The organism is Streptomyces sp. NPDC043867 (assembly GCF_056435845.1).
The window spans coordinates 26435-46084 of the sequence record NZ_JBWKDS010000027.1 but is presented as its reverse complement, the minus strand read 5'-3'; the positions used below and the strand labels follow the sequence as shown (position 1 = coordinate 46084).

Genomic DNA, 19650 nt, shown 5'->3' with positions numbered 1-19650 from the left:
GTTCACTCCCCTACCAGGACGTGCGACGTGGTGATGGGCGAGGCGCAGATGTACTGGGCGACGTCGCAGCCGGCCACCTGGCGCGGGCCGGCCTCTCTGCGGATCTGGCGGACGGCCTCCACGTGGTGCCCCCAGCCCTGCATGTAGCTCTCACCGGTGTGCCCGCCGGCGGTGTTGACCGGCATCTCGCCGTCGCGCGCGATGCGCTCGGACGTCGCCCACTTCCACGCCTCACCGCGCGGCGCGTGGCCGAAGCCCTCCAGGCTGAACAGGACGGTGGGGGTGAAGTTGTCGTAGATCTGCAGGCAGTCCATGTCCTCCGGGCCGTAACCCGAGGCCGTGTACACCCGTCGGGCCACGTCCTGGGACGCGGAGTAGAAGAAGTCCGTGCTGGTGTAGTAGTTGCTGACGTTGCCCCGCGCGGCGGTGGCCGCCACCCGGACCGGCCGCTTGGCCAGGTCGCGGGCCTTCTCCACGGTGGTGAGGATCAGCGCGACGCCGCCGTCGTTGATGATGCAGTAGTCGTACAGGCGCAGCGGGTCGGCGATGTAGCGGGAGGCGAGGTACTGCTCCTCGGTGATCTCCTCGCGCATCACGGCCACCGGGTTGAGGGCGGCGTTACGGCGGTTGTTGACCGCGATCGGGGCGAGGGCACCATCGGGCACGCCGTAGTCGTGCGCGTAGCGGCGGTACATCATGGCGACGTATGCGCCTGGGGAGGTCATGCCGTACATCGCGTCGTAGCGGGTGGTGGGGCTGTCGGTGTAGGTGCCGCCGTAGGTCATCTTCACGGAGCGGCCGTTGTTGCCGTACACGCAGGCCACGACGTCGGCCTGGCCGCTCTCGATCAGGGCGACGGCGTGCTGGACGGCGACGCCGCTCATCCGGCCGGACCCTTCGAGGGCGTTGATGACGCGGGGGTTGGGGAGGCCGAGTACGTGGGCGCCGTGCTCGTAGTGGATACGGGAGGTGAGGAGGCCGTCGACCTCGTCCTTGCGCAGGCCGGCGTCGTCGAGTGCGAGGCGCAGTGCCTCGGCGCCGAGCGCGTAGGCGTCGCGGTGGGCGTCCTTGTTGGCGTAGAGGGCACCGAAGTCGGTCTGGCCGACGCCGGCGATCGCCACTTGCCTTCGTTCAGGCATGGTTGTGTCCTTGGTCGAGTGCGAGAGGCCGTCAGACGTGGTGTGCCGCTGCCCGGCCGTGATCGCGGGAAGGTGCAAGGGAGGAAACGAAGCGGCACAGAGCCGCGGGTGCCGGTCGGCGCACGCTGAGGGGCGCGGATGCGGCGGTCGGTGGGTGTTCAGCCCTGCCCAAAGGGGCACTTGGACGCATCGCCCGTGCCGTCGTGAGGATGATCGTTGGGGCCGTCCAGGAGGGGAAGTGCCTGGATGTCGGCCATGAGGTCGCGCGCGTGCTCCATGGCGAAGGCGCGGCTGTGCGGGTTGGTGGCGATGACCGGTGTGCCCTTGAGGAGTCCGTCGAAGGCCGCCCTGGCGACGTCGGCGGGTTGCTGGGCGAACGGTTCGATGGCGGCGGCCGCGTGCGGGTCGGCGGCGACGAGCGCGCTGATCCGTTCGGTGAGGACCCAGCCGGGGGCGAGGAGGGAGACGGTGATGCCGAAGTGCTGCAGGTCGCGGCGTGCGGTGTCGGTGAGACCGAGCGCGGCGTACTTCGACGCCGTGTAGGTGCTCATGGGCATTACGTGCGGCGGGACGCCGAGAGAGTGCTCGGAACCGGTGTTCAGCAGGTACGCCGGCTCGCCCCGTGCGGCGGCGTCCTTCAGCAGGGGTGCGAAGGCGTGGACGATGTGGAACATGCCCAGCACGTTGACCTCGAAGAGACGTTTGGCCTCACCTGGGTCGACGTCCTGCAGTGCGCCGATCACGCCGATTCCGGCGTTGTTGCACACCACGTTGACGGTGCCGAACCGTTCGACGGTGGCCTCGGCCAGCTTCTTGACCTGCGTGTAGTCCGAGGTGTCGGTGCACAGCCAGTCCGCGGTGGCGCCCGAGGCCCGCAGGCTCTCAACGGCCGCGCCCGCGTCCTCCACATCCGCGATCATCACCCGGGCGCCACGGGCCGCTGCCTCGTGGGCCAGTGCCAGCCCGATTCCGGTGGCGCCACCCGTCACGACGACGACCGCATCCGTCAGCGAGGTCATGAGCGCTCCTCCTGCCGGCCGGTCGTGGTGACGACGACGGGCAAGGACACAAGCTTGTTGATGAACGTGCTCCGACCCCGTATGGGCTCGCCGTTCAGGGCAACGGCGACACCTCGGCGGTGCATCTCCTCGAACAGGATGCGTATCTCCAGCTTGGCGAGGTACTGGCCGATGCAGTTGTGCGGGCCGTTTCCGAAGGCCATGTGCCGGTTGGGGGTCCGGAACGGGTCGAAGCGGTGCGGGTCGGGGAAGACTGCGGGGTCACGGTTGGCAGCGGTGAAGAACAGCTGCACCAGGTCACCCTTGCGCATCTGCGTGCTGTGGAAGTCGACGTCCCGCGTCACTGTGCGGGCCATGTTCATAGCCGGGGTGATGAACCGCAGGTACTCGTCGACCAGCGTGTCGAGGCTTCCGGCGGCGACAGCCCGGGCAGCGGCGTCGGCGATCTCCGGCTCCTCCAGGGCCAGCCGCATCGCCTGAGCAATGGTGGTGTGCGTCGTCTCGAAGCCGGCGGCCAGGAGCAGGGCGGTGTAGGACAGGTACTCGGGCTGGCTGATCTCGCCTCGCTCGACGCACTGGGCGAGCACGGTGGCCATGTCGTCCTGCGGGTCCCGCAGCTTCTCCGTCCGCAACTGCTCCAGATAGGCGAAGACCTCGGGAAGCACCTCCCGCGCGGCCTCCCCGTCGTCGGGCGTCTCCGCGGCCTGGAAGATCGCCAGAGTCCAGTCCACGATGCGCTGCCGGTCTCGGTGCGGCACTCCGAGCACCCGAGCGATGACGCGGGAGGGGATCATGGCCGCTACGTCGTCCACCCAGTTGACCTCGCCGCGGGCGGTGACGTCCTCCAGCACCTCCACGACGATCTCGCGGACCCAGGTGTCGAAGTTGGCAATGACCCGTGGCCCGAAGGAGCGGGCCGCAGCCCGCCGCAGCCGGCTGTGGACCGGCGGGTCGTTGAACATGATGTTGGCCCGGGCGTAGTGATCGGCCGACGAGAAGGTCGGGTAGAAGGCACCCCACTGGGAGCTGAAGGCCTCCGGGTCGCGTTCGATCTCGGCAATCTCAGCGTGCCGGGTGACACACCAGAATCCGCCGTTGAGGGTGCCGGCCTTCGCCGGCTGCCAGTACAGTCCCGGCATCTGCCGGAGCGCGTCGAAGGCCTGATGGGGCACCCCGGGTGCGAAAGTCGCCGGGTCGGACAGATCAGGTATGGCTTGAGTGATGGTCTCCGTACTCATTGCTGCACTTCCTTGTGCTCTTGGTGTGATGGCCGGCGTCCTCAGCGTCAGTCGGCCTCCTGCATCAGCACGCTCATCGCGGTCATCGCGGACGCCCGGGCTGCGGACAGGTGCCGACGGGCCGCGTCCGCCGCGTCGGGGGCCGAACGGCGCCCGATGGCCTCGATGAGCTCTGCGTACTCCTGCTTGGCGGCGGTCATACGGTCCGGCGAGGCAACCGAGATGCGGCGCAGGGAATGGATGCGGCTGTACAGGCCGCCCAGCAACTCCGCCAGCATGGGGTTACGGCATCCGCCCAAAAGGATCTGGTCGAAGCGGTCGAGCACGTCCTTGTTGCCCTCACCCCCCGGCGTCACCTCCTGAGCGACGCGGGCCAGCATGTCCACCTCTTCCTGAGAGGCCCGCTCGACGAAGAGGCGTACCGCCAACGGCTCCAGCTCGGCGCGGATCTCATAGATCTGCTCGACCTCTTCCCGGGTCGGGACACTGACCCGCAGTCCCCGGCTCGGCGACTCCTCGACCAGCCCCTCGGCCTGCAGACGCCTGAGCGCCTCACGCACGGAAGTGCGGCTCACTCCGGTGAGCTCGGTGAGTTCACGCTCGGTAAGCCTGCGACCCGGCAGCAGAGCCCCGTCCACGATGGCCCGACGCAGAGCATCGACCACCTTGTCCCGCACGAGCTTGTCCTGCGTCACCCGAAGATCGAGTCCAGACCCGGCCACCACATCAGCCCCGCTTCCCAGAGTTTGTATGACGGAATACAGAGTGCCGCCGCCCGTATGCCGTCGTCAAGAGGAGAGTCCGCCCCTCGGACCGCCGCTTGCCGCTGCAACACACGCCCGAGGGCCAGAGTCGGCCAAGGTCCGCCTCCCGGCGGCGTACGGACCCATCCGCCCGGCGGGGCTGCTCGGCCGGCGCACGGCCGAAACCCGCAAAAGCTGGCCAGCCCCCGGGAAAGGACGGCCGGCCCGGGTGGAGCGGCGCCGGGCGCCCTTGCCGGACCGTCGCGTCCCGCACCCTGATCACCTTCTGCGCGCACGACCACCTTCAGGAGGGGGACGTATCGCTGCACCTCACAAAGCCACGTAGGTGTATGCGCGGGCAACGGCACGGCGGGGACGTCGATGGCCCTTCAGGGCGGCCCTCTGCGGCAGCGGCGGTGCGCGCGTGGGCGCCGCCCGCTGGCAGGCCGGCAGGCGGGTCAGGTTGCGCACCTTTCGAACGGCGCGGAGCCTGACCCGCGCTTGGCTGACCCCGGCGGGCCGGTAACCGCGGCCGCCCGCGGGCCTTGCGCATCAGGTCCGGCTCACAGGGTCGGGTAGTCCGTGTAACCCTCGGCGCCGCCGCCGTACAAGGTGTTCGGATCGGCTGCGAGGAACGGGCCGCCCGCCTTGAGCCGGGCTGGCAGGTCCGGGTTGGCGAGGAACAACCGGCCGTAGGAGATCAGGTCGGCGATGCCGTCCTCGACAAGGGTGAGTTCCTGCGGGCCGGTCGGCGCTTCGGTGGCCGGGTTGAGCATGAGGGCGCCGCTGAACCGCTTGCGCAGCTCAAGCGTCAGCCCGCGCAGGCCAGGAACCGCCTCCGCAAGGTGCACATAGGCCAGGCCCAGCGGCTCCAGCGCGTCCACGAGCGCGGTGTAGGTCGCCTCCGGCTCGGGCTCGGCGATGTCGTGGAGCGGATTGCCCGGGGAGAGCCGCATGGCGGTGCGCTCGGGGCCGATCGCTTCAGCGACGGCCCGGGCAGTCTCCACGGCGAACCGGATGCGGCCGGTGACGGAGCCGCCCCATTTGTCGGTGCGCTGGTTGCTGCCCGGTGCGAGGAACTGGTGGATCAGGAAGCCGTTGGCGCCGTGGAGTTCGACGCCGTCGAAGCCGGCCCGCACGGCTGCGCGCGCGGCGGCCGCGAAGTCGCCGACGGTTGCACGGATCTCCTCGCCGGTCAGTTCCCGGGGCGTGGTGAACTCCTTCGGGCCGTCGGGGGTGTAGACGGATCCGCGCGCCGCGACCGGGGAGGGCGCGACGTGGAGGAGACCGCCCGGCAGCAGCCCGGGCATGCCGATGCGGCCGTTGTGCACGAGCTGGGCGAAGATGCGGCCTCCGGCGGCGTGCACAGCGTCGGTCACGCCGCGCCACGCGGTGACCTGCTCTTCGGTGTGCAGGCCCGGCGTGCCCGGGAGGCCCTGCCCGACGACGGAGATCTGGATGGCCTCGGTGACGATGAGCCCGGCGGAAGCACGCTGAGCGTAGTACTCGCCGGTCAGGGCCGTGGGCCGGTTCCCCTCGGCCACACGGCTTCGGGTCATGGGGGCCATGGCGATGCGGTTGGACAAACGCAGGCCAGACAGGTCGATGGGGTCGAATGCGGTGGTCATGAGCACACTTCCAGAGTTTCGCTTGGGCGGCCAAGTATTTAGGTGGTCGCCCAACTAGTGTTACCGGAACCCACCGTACACCCGTCTTTGGCCGCCCAAGTAAAGTGCTGGACGGGGCATCCTCCGGTGTCCTGCGGACGGCCGGAGAGGGCCGGGCTTGACGTACGGCCCGCTGTGGCCCGTGGCGGTCCGGTCAGTCATGCGCTGTGCCGGGTGGCCCGGCACAGCGCATGGCACGGCGGCCGCGGCCCTGCTGCGCGATCTCGGGCTGTCATCCGGGGCAGGAGCTGGTGATGATGCACCTGTGGGAGAGCGGGCCGGTCGTGCGCCAGTCGGACCTGGTCCGGATGCTCCGCCTCGCCCCCTCCACACTCACCAAGACGCTCCAGCGGATGGAGCACGCCGGGCATGTGCGACGCGTGCCGGCCCCGGCGGACGGCCGGGCCGTGCTGGTGGAGCCCTCCGACTCCGGCGCCCGCATGCTGGCCGAAGTCGACCGCGCCTGGAGCACCCTGGAACAAGAAAGCCTCGCCGGACTGGAACCCGCCCAGCGGAAGCACCTGCTGACCCTCCTCGGCCAGGTCGAAGCCAACCTCACCACCTACAACACACAACAGCACTGACCCAGCCACCAGGGCATAGTTCGCCCGCAGCTCCTCTGGTGACCGCTTCTACCGCACGCCCGCCCTTGGGCCCCGGGCAGACCAGCGATGGTGCCCGGGGCAGGGAAGCGGAGCCTGCCCGGCTGCCGGCGGCCTACTGTGCGGCTGGTGTCCGAAGCTGGTGCCGCTCGGGCAGCGTTCGCCCCGCGTCGGAGAGTTGCTGACGGGGCGGTTGCGGACGGGGCGGCTTCACTCGTCGTCCGGCTTGAGAAGGTCGAGCATGGGCTGGCGCGCTTCAGGACCGTAGGCGACGCTTCCAACAGGCACCGCGCCACCGATGGCCTCGCTGACCCGGGCAACCCATACGGGGCCGAAACCACCGCACAGTTCGAGCATCTGCGCCCCCTGGCCCACCAGGGTGCGGGCAAGATCGACTACCTGCTCCTTAGCTGTGAAGTCGAGGCCCACCGACGTGAAGAGGCAGTCGCCGACCTCGGTGGTGCGGGTGCTGTTTTCCGGGGTGAAGCCCGGAGAAAGGTAAATGAACGCCCAGTTGTGCAGTGCCATTGCGAGGATCTCCTTACGTAACCATGGCCAACACGCCAGCGTCAGCGACGTCGGCAGCGCACCGCCCGATCACTTCCATGGCGGCATGCCCAGCGCCCAGCAGTTGTGAGACTGCTGCTGCGCTCACCGCGCGAAGGGGACGCGTCAGGGAAAGCGGCGCCTGATAGGACACTAGGGGTATTGCCCTCCGGTCCCTTGATCAGCCCCAGCCGGGTAGGGCCGGGGGCCAACCACGTGACGAGCGGCTCGTGAGCTTGCGTGTGCGTGTCCGCCAGAGACGGGACGGGGTCAGGCCACAGCCAGCGGCGTGACCGAGCAAGGGCGTAGGACTGCTCTTTCGGCACAGTCCCTGCACCTTCACCGGTGCCGGCCGGGCGAGCGGCTAGGGCCTGTCGTTTGGATCACGCCGGCGTCGCGGGGTCTGGCACGCACATCTGCGGCGTTGTCGTCGGTCGCCGACGCTCCGCGTCGACTCCCTCCTCCGCCTTGCAGCTGCACGCGCCAGACCCCGCTCGGGTCGGTCAGGACGAACCGTCGGTCACAGCCAGCCTGATCCAAACGACAGGCCCTAGCGCTCAGCCGGGCGCAGGACTGTGGGGGCGCGCCGGGAGCCGGTTGCTTGTTCGGCTCCGTAGGCGAGGGAGAGGAGGTCTGCCTCGTGGTAGGGCATAGCCATCAGTTCCAGTCCCACAGGCAGACCGTCGGCGGTGAACCCGGCGGGGACGCTGATCGCGGGCATCCACAGCTGGGAGGCGATCACGGTGTTGGTCGGGAACTGCAGACAGCTCCAGCGCGAGTCGAGAACGTCGCTGTGAGTCGGGGCGGCGATGCGCACGTCAGGGAAGCACAGCGCGTCGAGGTCATTGGACGCCATGATGGCGATGACCACGCGCTGGAACGCCTCCCGGGCTTCCATGCGGAGGTGGTAGTCGGGGTCACCTGCGGGCGTGGCAGGGCCTGTCGCGATTCCGGTGAGCAGGTCGAGATTGGGGTGCGCGAGGCCGTCGGCGTGCAGTTGCGCGATGGAGGTGGCCTTGATTCCGGGTCGGCTTGTCAGGAAGTCGTCGATGTCGGCGCGGGACCGGGAGAAGTAGACAGAGGTGTAGGCCACGTAGTGGTCCAGGTCGGGAATGGCCACGTCCACGAGCTGTGCTCCGGTCGCGGCGATCTTGCCGAGCGCGGCGTTGACCACGGCGTTCACCGCGTTGGCCTCGGTGTCGCCGTCGTCTCCGAATGCCTGGCGCAGCACACCGATGCGGGCATGCGCCAGTGAGCCCGCATCGAGCGCTTCGGCGTAGGTTCCCTTCTGCCGCGCGATCGCCGCGGTGGCGGTGTAGGGGTCGGCCGGGTCGAAGCCGGCGAGAACGTCGAGCAGCACAGCGGCGTCGGTCACTGTCCTTGTCATCGGCCCTGCGGTGTCCTGCATCTTCACAAGGGGCGACACACCGTGGCGGCTGATCAGCCCCGGTGTCACGCGCAGGCCGACGAGGTTACAGAACGACGCCGGCAGGCGGATGGAGCCGCCTGTGTCCTCGCCGATCCCCACCGTCGCAAGGTTCGCGGCCACGGCGGCCGCGGTGCCGCCGCTGGAGCCGCCCGGGTCGTGGTCGAGCGCGTACGGGTTGCGGGTCAGGCCGCTGACGGAGGAGGTGGAGTGCCAGGACGTCGCGAAGTCCGGCATGGTCGTCTTGGCCAGGATGACCGCGCCGGCCTGCTTGAGCCTGGTGACGATCGTTGCGTCGTGGTCGGGCACGTAGTCCGCCGCGGTCTGGGAGCCGAACGTGGTGGTCAGTCCGGCGGTCTCGATCTGGTCCTTCAGGACGACGGGGATTCCGTGCAGCGGGCCGACGAGTTCGCCGGTGGACCGCAGGTGCTCATCGAGCCGCTCGGCGTCGGCCAGCGCGCGGCTGTCGACGGCGAGGATGGAATTGAGCCGGGGACCTGCGGCGTCGACGGCCGCGATCCGCTCAAGGTACGCCTGAACGAGTGCGCGCGCGGTGAGCGCCCCGGTGCGGTAGGCGGCGTGCACGTCGGCGATGGTGGCTTCTTCGAGGGTGAAGTGCTCGTTCACGGTTGCTCCTGCGGGGCTGAGGCGGTGGTGAGGTTGCTGAGGGATCGGACGCTGATGTCGTGCGCGGCCAGGGCGTGGCGCACCGCTTGGGCGGTTTCCAGGGCGTTCGGGGCGTCACTGTGCAGGCAGAGGGTGCGGGCCCGCACCGGGATGCTGGAGTGATCACTCGCCTCGACGAGGCCTTCGGTGGCCATGCGCACCGCTCGCTGTGCCACTCGCTGCGGCGGCCATGGTCGTTTGGTGCGTTCGAGGATGAGCTGTCCGTCGGGCGTGTACGCCATGTCGGGAAAGCCTTCCGGCTCTACGCGGAGGCCGTACTCGGCGGCGATCAGATCGGCGAACCGCCCGTCGAGGAGGAAGAGGCGCAGCCGTCGGTCGAATGCCGCCGTGGCACGGGCGATGGCTTTGGCGATTTCGGCGTCGGTGCTTGCCATCACGTACAGCGCGCCGTGTGGTTTGACATGGGTGAGTCCGGCTCCCGCTGCGTGGGCGAATCCGGCCACGGCGCCGATCTGGTAGAGGGAGATGTCGTATGCCTCCTGCGCGGACAGGTCCATGCGGCGGCGGCCGAAGCCGACCAGGTCCGGCAGCGCGACATGCGCGCCGATGTCCAGGCCGAGGGTCGTGGCCCGATCGATCGTGGTGCGCATGGTGGTCGGATCACCGGCATGAAAGCCGGCGGCGACGTTGACCGTGCTCACCAGGTTCATCAGCTCTGTGTCGAAGGGCATGTCCCATCGGCCGAAGCCCTCGCCGATGTCACAGTTCAGATCTATCTGGATGGCCATCGGGCGTTATCTGCCTGTTCGTCTTGGGGGTAGGGCCCTTGGCGGACTGCGGTGCTCGGCGACAGCCGCGGCCCGCGTCCGTCCCGGAGCTCCGGGACGGCTCGATGGACCGCGAGGCTGCAGGCCGTTTCCTTCTGAGTGGTTCGGTGCCCCTACCGGGGAGGGGGCGGGTGAGAGCTGCCGGGCTGCCCATGGGGTGCAGTGAGGCTCTGCCTGCAATTGCACGGCACCGTCCTCCGGAGAACCGGCGCGAGGCGCATGGAGCAGATCCGGGCCGGTGGCCCGCCCCTGGGCGGACTCTGCTCTGCACACTGGTGCTCCTGAAGAAGGGGGACGTGCGGTAATCTCCGTAGGACCGGTGGTCCAACGTTCAATGTCCAACATTGGACATGAGCTGTCCGGTGGCAGTCAAGGGTTCAGGTGGGTCACAAATAGGTTTCGGAGGAGTGGTTCTCATGGGGGAGGCGAACAGGGCCGTGTTCGAGCCCAAGGCTCTGACCCGGCGCGATGCCTCGGGACAGATCGCGAAGCAGTTGCGCGAGGCGATCGTCCGCGGTCACTTCAAGCCCGGAGACCGCCTGCCGACGGAGCAGGAACTTGCCGGCGTCTTCGATGTCGCCCGTGGAACCGCACGCGAAGCGCTCAAGCACCTCGCTGCCAGCGGGATGGTCAATTCCACGCGGGGTGGTGGCGGCGGGACCTACGTGGTGGTGCCAGCAGCCGAGGATGTCGCTTCACGCCTTAGCGAAGCCATCATGATGTGGTTCCGGGCCGGGGACGTCTCGGTGGGAGAGGTCGACGAAGCCCGCATGACACTGGAAATGCAGTGCGTTGCTCTGGCCGCCGAAAGGCGAACCGAAGCAGACCTCGCAGCAATGGCCAGCACCCTCGCTCACGCCCAGGATCCCGACATCGACACAGCCGCGTGGCTGGCCGCTGACCTCCAGTTCCATACCGCCATCACGCGCGCAGCAGGTAATCGCATCCTCGAGCTGGCGATGACATCGGTGCACCTTGTACGGCCGATGACCAACACCGTCTTCGTCGAGCTCCTCGACCGTGATCTCATCCAGGCGCAGCACGCAGCCATCTTCGAGGCCATCCGCGACCAAGACCCCGGCCGCGCCCGCGCGCGACTGCTTGACCATGTCAATCACCTCGCCGAAGTCCGAGCTCGGGCGCTGGCCGAACGCGGTGCGGACGAAGTGCCGGTCGCCAGCCTGCTCCCCCGCAACGAGACGACCCAGACCTCGCCGGAAAGGCCCTGAGAAGCGGGTGGCGCTGCAGCAACAACTCTCGCGCCCCGCTCCGCCGAAGACCGCGAGAGGGGACGTCATGCCCTTGCTGCCCAGGTGCATGGATCACGGGCGTTCTTGACACCGGCCGGGCCTGCTCGTGGTGAAGCCTTCCGGTGTGGACGCACTACACCGGAGGGCTTCGCGCCCCCCACCGTACTGCCCGGCTGACCGGCGACTGGTGGTCGAACGCGTCTGCGCGGGCCGCCCGATGGCGGATGGGCGGCCGAGACGGGGATCCCGGGCAACGGCCCACAGATGACTGCGCTGCCGACGGACCGAGGGCGAGGCGGGCCATCATCGGCGACGTCCCGATACACAGCGCCGCCGCATGAGCGAGGTCGGCACCGCTCCACCCCCGCGCCGACATCAGCGCCCCGACGAAGTGCACCGACCTCGATCGCGCCTGGTCACCAGATGCCTCTACACCCGCACGTTCGCCTCGACGTCGGCACCGTGCGCCTGACGCCCCGCCGGGCCCCGCCGCTGGGCCCAGCTCCAGGAGCCCGGCGCGGACGGGGGCGGCGTGACGGCGGTGGTCATGGAGAGGAGACACCTCCCCGGGCACTGCGCGAGCGACGTGAGTCGCCTCGCCTGTGCCCCAGGGGGGTCAGTGCCCGAGGATGGCCATGGCGGCGTTGTGACCGGGGATGCCGCTCACTCCGCCGCCGCGTATGGCCCCCGCCCCGCACACCAGGACGTTCTTGTGCGCGGTTTCCACGCCCCACCTCCCGGTCCCCTCGTCGCCGTAGGGGAAGGACAGGTCGCGGTGGAAGATGTTGCCGGATGGCAGTCCCAGGTCCGCCTCCAGGTCGAGCGGCGTCTTGGCCTCGATGCAGGGACGGCCATCCGCGTCGAGGGCCAGGCAGTCAGCGATCGGCTCATCCAGGCAGGCGTCCAGCGCGGCCAGGGTGGCGCGCAGCGCCTTTTCGCGTGCTGTGTCCTTGGCACCTTCGAAGAGGCGAGCCGGCATGTGCAGCCCGAACAGAGTGAGGGTCTGATATCCGTGTTCCACCAGTTCCGGTCCCAGGATCGAGGAGTCGGTGAGGGAGTGGCAGTAGATCTCGGAGGGCGGCGTGCTCGGAAGGCGGCCCGCCGCGGCCTCGTGGTAGGCGACGTCGAGCTGGTCGTACGACTCGGCGATGTGGAACGTGCCGGCGAAGGCTTCGCGAGGGTCCACCGTCCGGTCGCGCAGGCGCGGCAGACGGCGCAGCAGCATATTGACCTTCAGCTGCGCACCTTCGGGAGCCGGCTGTGTCGCCTCCTGGCCGAGCAGGCGGTCGAGCGTGGAAGGTGCCACGTTCGCCAGGACCGAAGCTGCTGCTACCACCCCCTCGCTTCCGAGCGCGCGGTAGTGCACCTCTGCGGCAGTTCCGTCGGTATCGATACTCATGACCTCATGGCCGACGAGGAGTTCGGCGCCTGCGGCGAGGGCGGCGTCCGTCAGCGAACTGGTGAGTGCGCCCATCCCGCCCACGGGGACGTTCCATTCGCCTGTGCCGTTGCCGATCACGTGGTAGAGGAAGCAGCGGTTCTGCCGCAGTGACTCGTCATGTGCGTGAGTGAAGGTGCCGATCAGCGCGTCCGTCAGGACAATGCCCCGCACCAGATCGTGCGAGAACCTTGCCTCGATCGTCTCGCCCAGGGGGCGCTCGAACAGTGCCTCCCAGGCTTCCTTGTCGTCGATGATCCGCTCCAGCTCGGTGCGGCTGGGCAGCGGACCCGTGAGCGTAGGGAAGACCCGCTGGGCGACGCGCAGAGTCGTTCCGTAGAAGCTCCGCCATGCGTCGAACTCGCTGTCAGAGCCGGTGAGGGCGTGGAATGACTGGCGGGTGCGGGTGTCGTCGGCATCCACCAGGAGGCCGGTCGGGCGGCCGCCGAGGCAGGTGGGCGTGTAGGAAGAGATGTGGCGCCGCCGTGTCTGAAACCGCAGCCCGAGGTCGTCGACGATCTTCTTCGGGAGCAGGCTGACCAGGTAGGAGTAGCGAGACAACTGTGCGTCGACGCCGTTGAAAGTCTGAGCTGAGACCGCTGCCCCGCCGGCATGGTCCAGCTGCTCCATGACGAGGACGCTGCGCCCGGCCCGGGCCAGGTACGCGGCGGCCACCAGGCCGTTGTGGCCGGCACCGACGATGACGGCGTCGTACGAAGAACGGGAAGGTCGGACGGACGCACCGACAGGGCCGACAGAGGAATACGGGACAGAGGCAGGAAGTGAGCGCACTGGGATCTCCAAAGACCTGGAACACCGTGATGAAGGGTGGCTCGCTGCTCCCCGCTGAACGTTGCCCGTGGTGGCGCCGGACGGATTCCATCCACCCCTGCGCCAGGGGACGTTGAGCGGGAAGCAGTCCCTTACAGCCCGGACTGCCAGTGCGGCTCGGGAATCACAGGGCACATGACCTCTGACAGGTCGACAACCACCGCTACCGGTACCGTCGCCGCGTCACTGTCCCATCGCCTTTCCACCAGGCCTTTGTAACGCATGGAGCCCCGCCGGTAAATACCCGCCCCGGCAGTCTCCTCGTGAATCCTGGCGCTGGCGGAGGCCACGCTCGCTGTGGAATGACCGAGACGGTCGCCCCACTGGGCAGCGACGGGCGCTACCCGCCGGGGCGGCACCTGCCCACTTCACAACTGCCCCCGCCACGCTCGATGTCGAGCCGCTGCACCTGCATGAGGGGCGCGCCGTCGGCCCAGCGTGCCGGGGGCCGTGCCCGGGAAGACCGGCGAGACAACCTCGCCGGCAGCCGAAGCAGCCCTCCGGGCCGACGGGTCGCAGCCGAAGGGGTCGAGGCCGGTCAGCTCGGACCGGTGCTCATCTCGGGTGGGGGCATGTGCGTCAGACCTGTCCGACGGATCTTGACGGCTGGGTTCCAGAGGCGGGGAACAGGCACTGCACTGCCGACACGATGGCCGTACGGCGGGCGGCCAGGAAGGAGGTGCGTGCTGCCTCATCTGCGGGCATCAGGTCGGCTTGGCCGGCCCAGGACAGGGCGAGCTGGTGGACGAACATCAGGATGTCGACGGGGTCCCATGCCGGGTCCAAGTGGCCGGCGTTCTGTGCGCTGCGCAGTTGTTCGGTCTTGTGGAGCACGGTGGCGTGGATGGGGTCGTCCGGGTCGGGAGGGGCTCCGCCTGCGAGTTCGAGGCGGCCCCAGTTCATGAGGCGGAAGCGGTCGGGGTGTGCGGTGAAGTAGTCGTGGACGCGTCCGGCGTAGCCGGGCAGGTCCGTGGGGTCCAGGCGGGTGGCCTCGGCGACCAGCCTCATCTCGCGGGCGACGACGGTGGAGTAGAGCTCCAGCTTGCCGCGGAAGTGGGCGTAGAGACGTTCCTTGCTGGTCCGGGCCGCTTTGGCGATGCGCTCGATGCGGGCGCCGGCGATGCCGTGCCGGGCGAACTCGGCCGTGGCCGCGTCGACGATGCGGTCGCGGGTGGAGTCCGTTCCGGTTGAGGTGCCCATAGCACCAATTTAGCGGACCGAACCTGGGGGTTTGCCTCCACGGGAAGGCAGGCGTACGGTCAAACCAAACAGTTCGGTTTGGTAGAGGAGTGCCTCATGGAACAGCGGACTCTGGGAACCCAGGGCCTCACCGCCTCCGCGATCAGCTACGGCGCGATGGGTACCGCCATCGGCTACGGACCCTCGGACGACACACAGTCGATCACCGCGATCAGGCGTGCACACGAACTCGGTGTGACCCACTTCGACACCGCGGAGATGTACGGCTGGGGCGACGGCGAGAAGCTGCTCGGCCGCGCTCTCGCGCCGGTCCGCGACGAGGTGACGATCGCGACCAAGTTCGGCTTCACCCCCTCCTTCGCCCCCAACTCGCAGCTCGACCACATCCGCGAGGTGGTCGACAACAGCCTGCGCAACCTCAACACCGACTCCATCGACCTGCTCTACCAGCATGTGCCCGACCCCAGCGTTCCGATCGAGGACGTCATCGGTGTAATGAAGGAGTACGTCGATGCCGGCAAGGTTAAGTACCTCGGTCTGTCCAACGCCGATGAGGACACCATCCGCCGCGCCCATACGGTGCACCCGATCTCGGTCCTGCAGAACGAGTACTCGCTCTTCGCGCCCCGTGACACCGCCCCGCTGTTCCCCGTCCTGGAAGAACTCGGTATCGGCCTTGTCGCCTACTCCCCGCTCGCCCGCGGCTTTCTCAGCGGGGCGGTGAAGTCCCGTGACCACTACACGACCGACGACTTCCGCCAGTACGTGGCCTGGTGGAACCCGGAGAACTTCGACGCCAACCTCGCCATCGTCGGCAAGCTGACCGAGCTCGCCGACAGCAAGGGCGCCAGCCTGGCACAGCTGGCGTTGGCGTGGCTCCTGGCGCAGAAGGACTACATCGTCCCCATCCCCGGCTCGCGCAACCCCGACCGCGTCGCCCACAACATCGCCGCAGCCGACCTCACTCTCACCAGTGACGACCTCGTCCGCTGCGCCGAAATCGTCCCCGACGGCGGCCTCGGCGGCCCCCTGAACTGACACCCGCACCAGGTGCCCCTCACGGCAGTCGGGGCCAACAGGGCTGGCTGCGGGTCAATAAGCCAAGGTCGCTGATCGTGGGAACCAGAATCCGCACGGTGATCGAGTCCCTTCCTTGCTGTTCCTCGGCCTGGCGGTGAGCGTGGCACTTGACAGCGGCGCGAGCCGGTCGGCCCCGCCGGTGCACCATCGCGTCGTCCACGTAGCGTTCGAACCTGGCGGCCGGAAAGCTCCGGGCCATCCAGACGTGCAGGCACAGTGCAGGAACAAATTCGCCAGGTCGGGTGAGACCGCTGAGCCGTGTGGGGTTCTGCGGTCCCGCTCGCGCCGTGCCGCTGAACGACGCTGCGCGGGGCCACTAGGTCCGCGTCCGCGCGCCGCCCGGCGGCCACGGCCTGGTCCCACTCTTTACGCAGCTCCTCGAGCGCGGTGGCGCGATGAGGCAGAGCAGCGAGGTCTCCTCGCGCAGCCGCCGCAAGCGGTCGTGGGTCTTGATCGAGCGCAGCTCGGAGCGCGCCGTCTCCAGATCCTGGCGGAGGGCCAGTCAAGTTCGATGGCGAGTTCACCCGACGCCGCTGAGACCGCCTCCGAACGCACCTGCGAATCCTGCGGCAGCCCCGGCCTCGTACGCCTCCGTGGCGACGGGCCGCGAACCTGGATGCAGGGCAGCCGCTACACCTGCCGCACCCTCCCTATACAAAACACCGCGCCAGCGAACAACACTGAGATCAACCGTCTGGGCGCCTTCCACCCGTAGAGTTCTCCTCGGCCGCCGAGTTCGGCAAGGCGCGATGTCCGCCATACCCGCAGCGGGGAATCGGACACGATGGTCCGTTGTAATGGGACACGCGCCAGGCACTTGGCCCTGGCCCAAAGCGACACGACCTGTTAGGGACACGGTCTCTGCGGAAACAAACCTACTCCGTCCAGTCGGGCCCGACCGTCGTGGGTGCCGCCGTGGCGACCCCCGTCGCCCCGGTCGCCCACTCGACCGCGAAGCGGCTGCCGACCACCACGACGAGATCCGCGTCCTCCTTCCCGATTCCTCGTTTCCTTCTCTGCCACCACTCGTTCCGGTGACTCACGGACACCGTGCAGGCACATGGAGTTACGATCGCCGTACCAACGCGGCTCCAGCAGGTGTCGTGGTGTCAGGAAGAGTCGATCGGCTGGTCGTCCATCGTCATGGCTCGCCTCAAGGAGTGTTCGTGAAGCCCTCCCCCCGTTTTGTTCGCGCCGCCACGGCGGCAGCGTCGAGCGCGCTCACCGCGCTGGCCCTGTTGACGTTCCCGGGACCGGCCCACGCCGAGTCCGGGCGCGGGCCGGAAGTCCGGCAGGCAGGCGCCGGTTCCCTCACCCAGTGCGGCTTCTTCCGGTACCGCGTCCGCGAGTCCCAGTTCGCCGGGTACAACCACTGCGGTGACACGACGGTGCTGGTCCACGTCGATGTCCGAGGTGGCGGCAGCACGAACGACTACCACCTGTGCGTCAAGCCCGGCCCCACACAGCTACCGGGTGCGGGTCCGAACTATCTCAACGCGTACTACATCGGTGGCGCCGGATGCCGAGGCGGAACGCGCACCGGGCACACCCCTCACTGAACTCACACCGGTTCAGGCTGCGCTTCCGCCGGCCGCCGTCCCGACTACTGCGGCACAGCGAGGCTCGGCTCCCACAGCAGCAGGCCCGACACCGTGACCGCAGGGCGCGGAGTCAAGGGGTGGATCATGCGGCCCGGCACCGGACGGGCCGACCGTGAGGTCCGGTGGAAGCGGCGCCACGCAGCGACATGGCGAGGGACATGCCGTGCAGGGCGCCTGAGCGGTGCGGTCCGGCGCACCGCACAGGCGTCGAGATGGGTGCTCAGCGCCGTGCGAGTTGCCGTTCACCTGCGTCCCCCGCCTTGTACGGCAGTCCGTAGTGCTGGAAGATCGCTTCCTCGTGCCCGGCGAGCAGCACGTCGTCGGTGCCGATCACCTCACGGCCTCGCCACTCCCCGACGTCGGCCGCGTGGATCACGCCCGTCGCCTTCCGGTCGTCGCCTCGTCCGTCGGCCCCGAGGCGCACGCGGGGTCCTCGGCATGAAAGTCCCGCACAGCGCGTTGCAAGGCCTGCTGCATCCGACGCGGGAGCGGCTTTCCCTCCCAGGCCGCGACCACGGCTGCGGCCGTCTCCGGGAGCCTGACGCGGCACTGGCGGGAGACCTCGACCAGCAGGTTCCTGGCAGCGGCCCGACGGCACGGCGTCAGCACCATCACGATCCCGCGGGCCTGGTCGATGGCCGCACGGCCCACCAGCGCCCGCCGCAGCCGGACGATCTCGGCGCGCAGGCCGGCGGCACTCTGCCCGGGCGGGGGCGCATTGGTCCACGAGGCTTCGGCCTTCAGGTCCCAATAACCCTCGGGGAGCATGGTTGTACGCGACATGGCTGTACCTCTCGACGGTCTGTGGTCCGCAGTGGTCGAAGCTGCCGGAACCGATGGATGTCAGCGATGCCTCGTGGGCCGGATGTGGTGTTGCCGGTCCTGCCGCTCCTCGCGGATCCACCGCGCCTGGTGCTGCCGGTTGTAGCGGCGCTCCCAGCGGTGCTGCCGATCACGGCGCGCCTCGTACTCGCGGTACTCACCGGCGTCGGCACCGTGCGGTCGCCCCCAGCCGGAGCCATGATCACGCCGGTAGCGGGTGGCGGCGAGGGCCAGCAGCGCTGCGGCCACCCACCAGATGGGGCTGAGGAAGCCGAGACCGAACAGCACCGCGATCACGAGGACAAGCAGAACGAACACGGTGGGCCTCCCGGGGCGGAACAAAGACATCGCTGCCGGGGGCTGGGGCTTCGCCCAACAGCCTAGCCCTGCCCGGAGGTTGTGGATACCTTGCCAGGCCAGGGATCCTGTCCGGACGGAAATGACTCCCTGGAACAAACCCTCGAGACGGCGCGACAGCGCCTGCGCCGCCGGGGAGATCCGCCGTGGGCCCGGGTCGCCGCCGAGTGCGGTCAACGCCCACGGTCCGCGGACACGTGAACAGAGGTATCCGGTTCCGTGCATACAACGGGGCGGCCGACGCCCCGAGGAGGTCCTACGCCGCGAGCGGAAGCGCCATGCGGACCTGGACCTGCTTGCCTCGCGGTACCGGGCTGACGCGGAGGCGGCCGCACAGCGCCTTCACGATCTCCAGGCCGTGCTGTCCCACACGCAGTGGATCGGGCTTGGCCACGGTGACCTCGGTCGGCGACGCGTCCGTGTCCCAGACGGTGATCTCCACCTCGTCGGCGATCAGCTCGAGCTGCAGCCCGCACTCGCCGCCGGTGTGCTGGACCGCGTTGGTCACCAGCTCGCTCACCACGAGTTGCGCCCGCCCCACCGTGTCGGCCGGGATGCGCACGGCCGTGTCGGTGCCGATCCGGGCCAGGAACGCCGTCACCGTCCGCCTGGCCGTCGCTATACAGCCCGGTTGCCCGCTGTAGATCTCACTGAGGCGCAATTCCACCATCTCCATACCTCGCGGCTGCGGCGGCGCTCGATCCCGCTCCAGCGGCCTCCCCAGTACGCACCCCTGTCCGGAGTGCGCCGTTCGAGTACCCCTTCACGGCGCACCCGCACGCGTACATCACGCTGCCTTCACCAAAGTGCTCCCTCCAGTCCATACGGATCCGATCATCGGTAATACTCAGCGCATGGCGACACACGACAGCGCACTCCCTGCGCCCCCCGTCATCGTGCCGCGCGGCGACCTCGATGCGTCGAGCATCGCTCCCGTCGCCGACGAGCTGGAGGCGGCCCGCACGCGGCATCACCCAGTCATCCTCGATCTGAGCGGCGTCACGTTCGGCGACTCCAGCTTCCTCAACCTCTTGCTGCGTTTCCACCAGCTCACCGATCTGCGCCTCGCCGCCACGCCCAACAACCTGGCAAGGCTGTTCGGCATCACCGGCGCCGACACGGTTCTGCGGCTCTATCCCACCGTGGAGGCAGCCCGGGACGCTTCCCCGGCCTGAAAAGCCGGAGCGATACGGACCGGACCCCGGCGAGGTGTACGGGCAGCCGGGGCTTGATCAGA

20 protein-coding genes are annotated in these 19650 nt (G+C 69.0%); 5 read left to right on the top strand and 15 right to left on the bottom strand.

All coding sequences use genetic code 11. From position 1 onward, the window contains the following. Positions 1–2 precede the first annotated feature (2 nt). The 5 genes from AC069T_RS25225 to AC069T_RS25205 all read right to left on the bottom strand — a co-directional run bounded on the left by AC069T_RS25225 (position 3) and on the right by AC069T_RS25205 (position 5767). Positions 3–1139, bottom strand: coding sequence for a thiolase family protein (locus AC069T_RS25225; RefSeq protein ID WP_478784880.1), 1137 nt, complete (start codon positions 1137–1139; stop codon positions 3–5). A gap of 158 nt (positions 1140–1297) precedes the next feature. Beyond that, entirely contained in the window at positions 1298–2158 is an 861-nt protein-coding gene (locus AC069T_RS25220; protein WP_478784879.1) for an SDR family NAD(P)-dependent oxidoreductase, read from the bottom strand. Beyond that, positions 2155–3396 carry a cytochrome P450 gene (locus AC069T_RS25215; protein ID WP_478784878.1) on the bottom strand — a complete coding sequence of 414 codons (1242 nt, stop codon included), beginning with the start codon at positions 3394–3396 and terminating at the stop codon, positions 2155–2157. Before AC069T_RS25215 ends, AC069T_RS25220 begins: the two co-directional genes overlap by 4 nt. 47 nt (positions 3397–3443) lie before the next feature. After that, entirely contained in the window at positions 3444–4091 is a 648-nt protein-coding gene (locus tag AC069T_RS25210; RefSeq protein ID WP_478784877.1) for a GntR family transcriptional regulator, read from the bottom strand. Between the two features lie 611 nt (positions 4092–4702). Further along, a complete protein-coding gene (locus AC069T_RS25205; protein ID WP_478784876.1) occupies positions 4703–5767 on the bottom strand; it encodes an alkene reductase in 1065 nt (354 codons plus the stop codon). A 293-nt stretch (positions 5768–6060) separates the two neighbouring features. On the opposite strand from AC069T_RS25205, the gene AC069T_RS25200 reads away from it, so the two are divergent. Continuing rightward, complete coding sequence (locus AC069T_RS25200) at positions 6061–6390, top strand: MarR family winged helix-turn-helix transcriptional regulator (RefSeq protein WP_478784875.1); 330 nt, start codon at positions 6061–6063, stop codon at positions 6388–6390. Positions 6391–6618: 228 nt separating this feature from the next. On the opposite strand, the gene AC069T_RS25195 is transcribed toward AC069T_RS25200, so the two are convergent. From AC069T_RS25195 to AC069T_RS25185, 3 genes are all read right to left on the bottom strand, one after another. Next, complete coding sequence (locus AC069T_RS25195) at positions 6619–6936, bottom strand: DUF6506 family protein (protein WP_478784874.1); 318 nt, start codon at positions 6934–6936, stop codon at positions 6619–6621. A gap of 568 nt (positions 6937–7504) precedes the next feature. Beyond that, a complete protein-coding gene (locus AC069T_RS25190; protein WP_478784873.1) occupies positions 7505–9007 on the bottom strand; it encodes an amidase in 1503 nt (500 codons plus the stop codon). After that, a complete protein-coding gene (locus AC069T_RS25185) occupies positions 9004–9795 on the bottom strand; it encodes a LamB/YcsF family protein (RefSeq protein WP_478784872.1) in 792 nt (263 codons plus the stop codon). The genes AC069T_RS25190 and AC069T_RS25185 overlap by 4 nt, the downstream gene beginning before the upstream one ends. A 455-nt stretch (positions 9796–10250) precedes the next feature. On the opposite strand from AC069T_RS25185, the gene AC069T_RS25180 reads away from it, so the two are divergent. Then, positions 10251–11063, top strand: a complete 813-nt coding sequence (locus AC069T_RS25180; protein WP_478784871.1) for a FadR/GntR family transcriptional regulator — start codon at positions 10251–10253, stop codon at positions 11061–11063. 637 nt (positions 11064–11700) lie between these two features. On the opposite strand, the gene AC069T_RS25175 is transcribed toward AC069T_RS25180, so the two are convergent. Both AC069T_RS25175 and AC069T_RS25170 read right to left on the bottom strand, forming a co-directional pair. After that, on the bottom strand, positions 11701–13224 hold the full coding sequence (locus AC069T_RS25175; RefSeq protein ID WP_478784951.1) for a phytoene desaturase family protein: 1524 nt from the start codon (positions 13222–13224) through the stop codon (positions 11701–11703). A 708-nt stretch (positions 13225–13932) separates the two neighbouring features. Continuing rightward, positions 13933–14553, bottom strand: a complete 621-nt coding sequence (locus tag AC069T_RS25170) for a TetR/AcrR family transcriptional regulator (RefSeq protein WP_478784870.1) — start codon at positions 14551–14553, stop codon at positions 13933–13935. Between the two features lie 96 nt (positions 14554–14649). On the opposite strand from AC069T_RS25170, the gene AC069T_RS25165 reads away from it, so the two are divergent. After that, positions 14650–15591 carry an aldo/keto reductase gene (locus AC069T_RS25165; RefSeq protein WP_478784869.1) on the top strand — a complete coding sequence of 314 codons (942 nt, stop codon included), beginning with the start codon at positions 14650–14652 and terminating at the stop codon, positions 15589–15591. A gap of 917 nt (positions 15592–16508) precedes the next feature. On the opposite strand, the gene AC069T_RS25160 is transcribed toward AC069T_RS25165, so the two are convergent. After that, positions 16509–16676 (bottom strand): hypothetical protein, encoded by a 168-nt coding sequence (locus AC069T_RS25160; protein ID WP_478784868.1) that lies wholly within the window; start codon positions 16674–16676, stop codon positions 16509–16511. Positions 16677–16799: 123 nt separating this feature from the next. On the opposite strand from AC069T_RS25160, the gene AC069T_RS25155 reads away from it, so the two are divergent. Continuing rightward, a complete protein-coding gene (locus AC069T_RS25155; RefSeq protein WP_478784867.1) occupies positions 16800–17192 on the top strand; it encodes a DUF6355 family natural product biosynthesis protein in 393 nt (130 codons plus the stop codon). Between the two features lie 262 nt (positions 17193–17454). On the opposite strand, the gene AC069T_RS25150 is transcribed toward AC069T_RS25155, so the two are convergent. From AC069T_RS25150 to AC069T_RS25135, 4 genes are all read right to left on the bottom strand, one after another. Next, positions 17455–17610 (bottom strand): hypothetical protein, encoded by a 156-nt coding sequence (locus tag AC069T_RS25150; RefSeq protein WP_478784866.1) that lies wholly within the window; start codon positions 17608–17610, stop codon positions 17455–17457. Further along, positions 17607–18017 carry an ANTAR domain-containing protein gene (locus tag AC069T_RS25145; protein ID WP_478784865.1) on the bottom strand — a complete coding sequence of 137 codons (411 nt, stop codon included), beginning with the start codon at positions 18015–18017 and terminating at the stop codon, positions 17607–17609. The genes AC069T_RS25150 and AC069T_RS25145 overlap by 4 nt, the downstream gene beginning before the upstream one ends. Positions 18018–18077: 60 nt before the next feature. Continuing rightward, positions 18078–18374: a hypothetical protein gene (locus AC069T_RS25140; protein ID WP_478784864.1), complete on the bottom strand. Its 297-nt coding sequence runs from the start codon at positions 18372–18374 to the stop codon at positions 18078–18080. Between the two features lie 295 nt (positions 18375–18669). Next, entirely contained in the window at positions 18670–19083 is a 414-nt protein-coding gene (locus AC069T_RS25135) for an ATP-binding protein (protein WP_478784863.1), read from the bottom strand. A 184-nt stretch (positions 19084–19267) separates the two neighbouring features. Between AC069T_RS25135 and AC069T_RS25130 the strand changes: the two genes are divergently transcribed. Next, complete coding sequence (locus tag AC069T_RS25130) at positions 19268–19588, top strand: STAS domain-containing protein (RefSeq protein WP_478784862.1); 321 nt, start codon at positions 19268–19270, stop codon at positions 19586–19588. Positions 19589–19650: the final 62 nt, after the last annotated feature.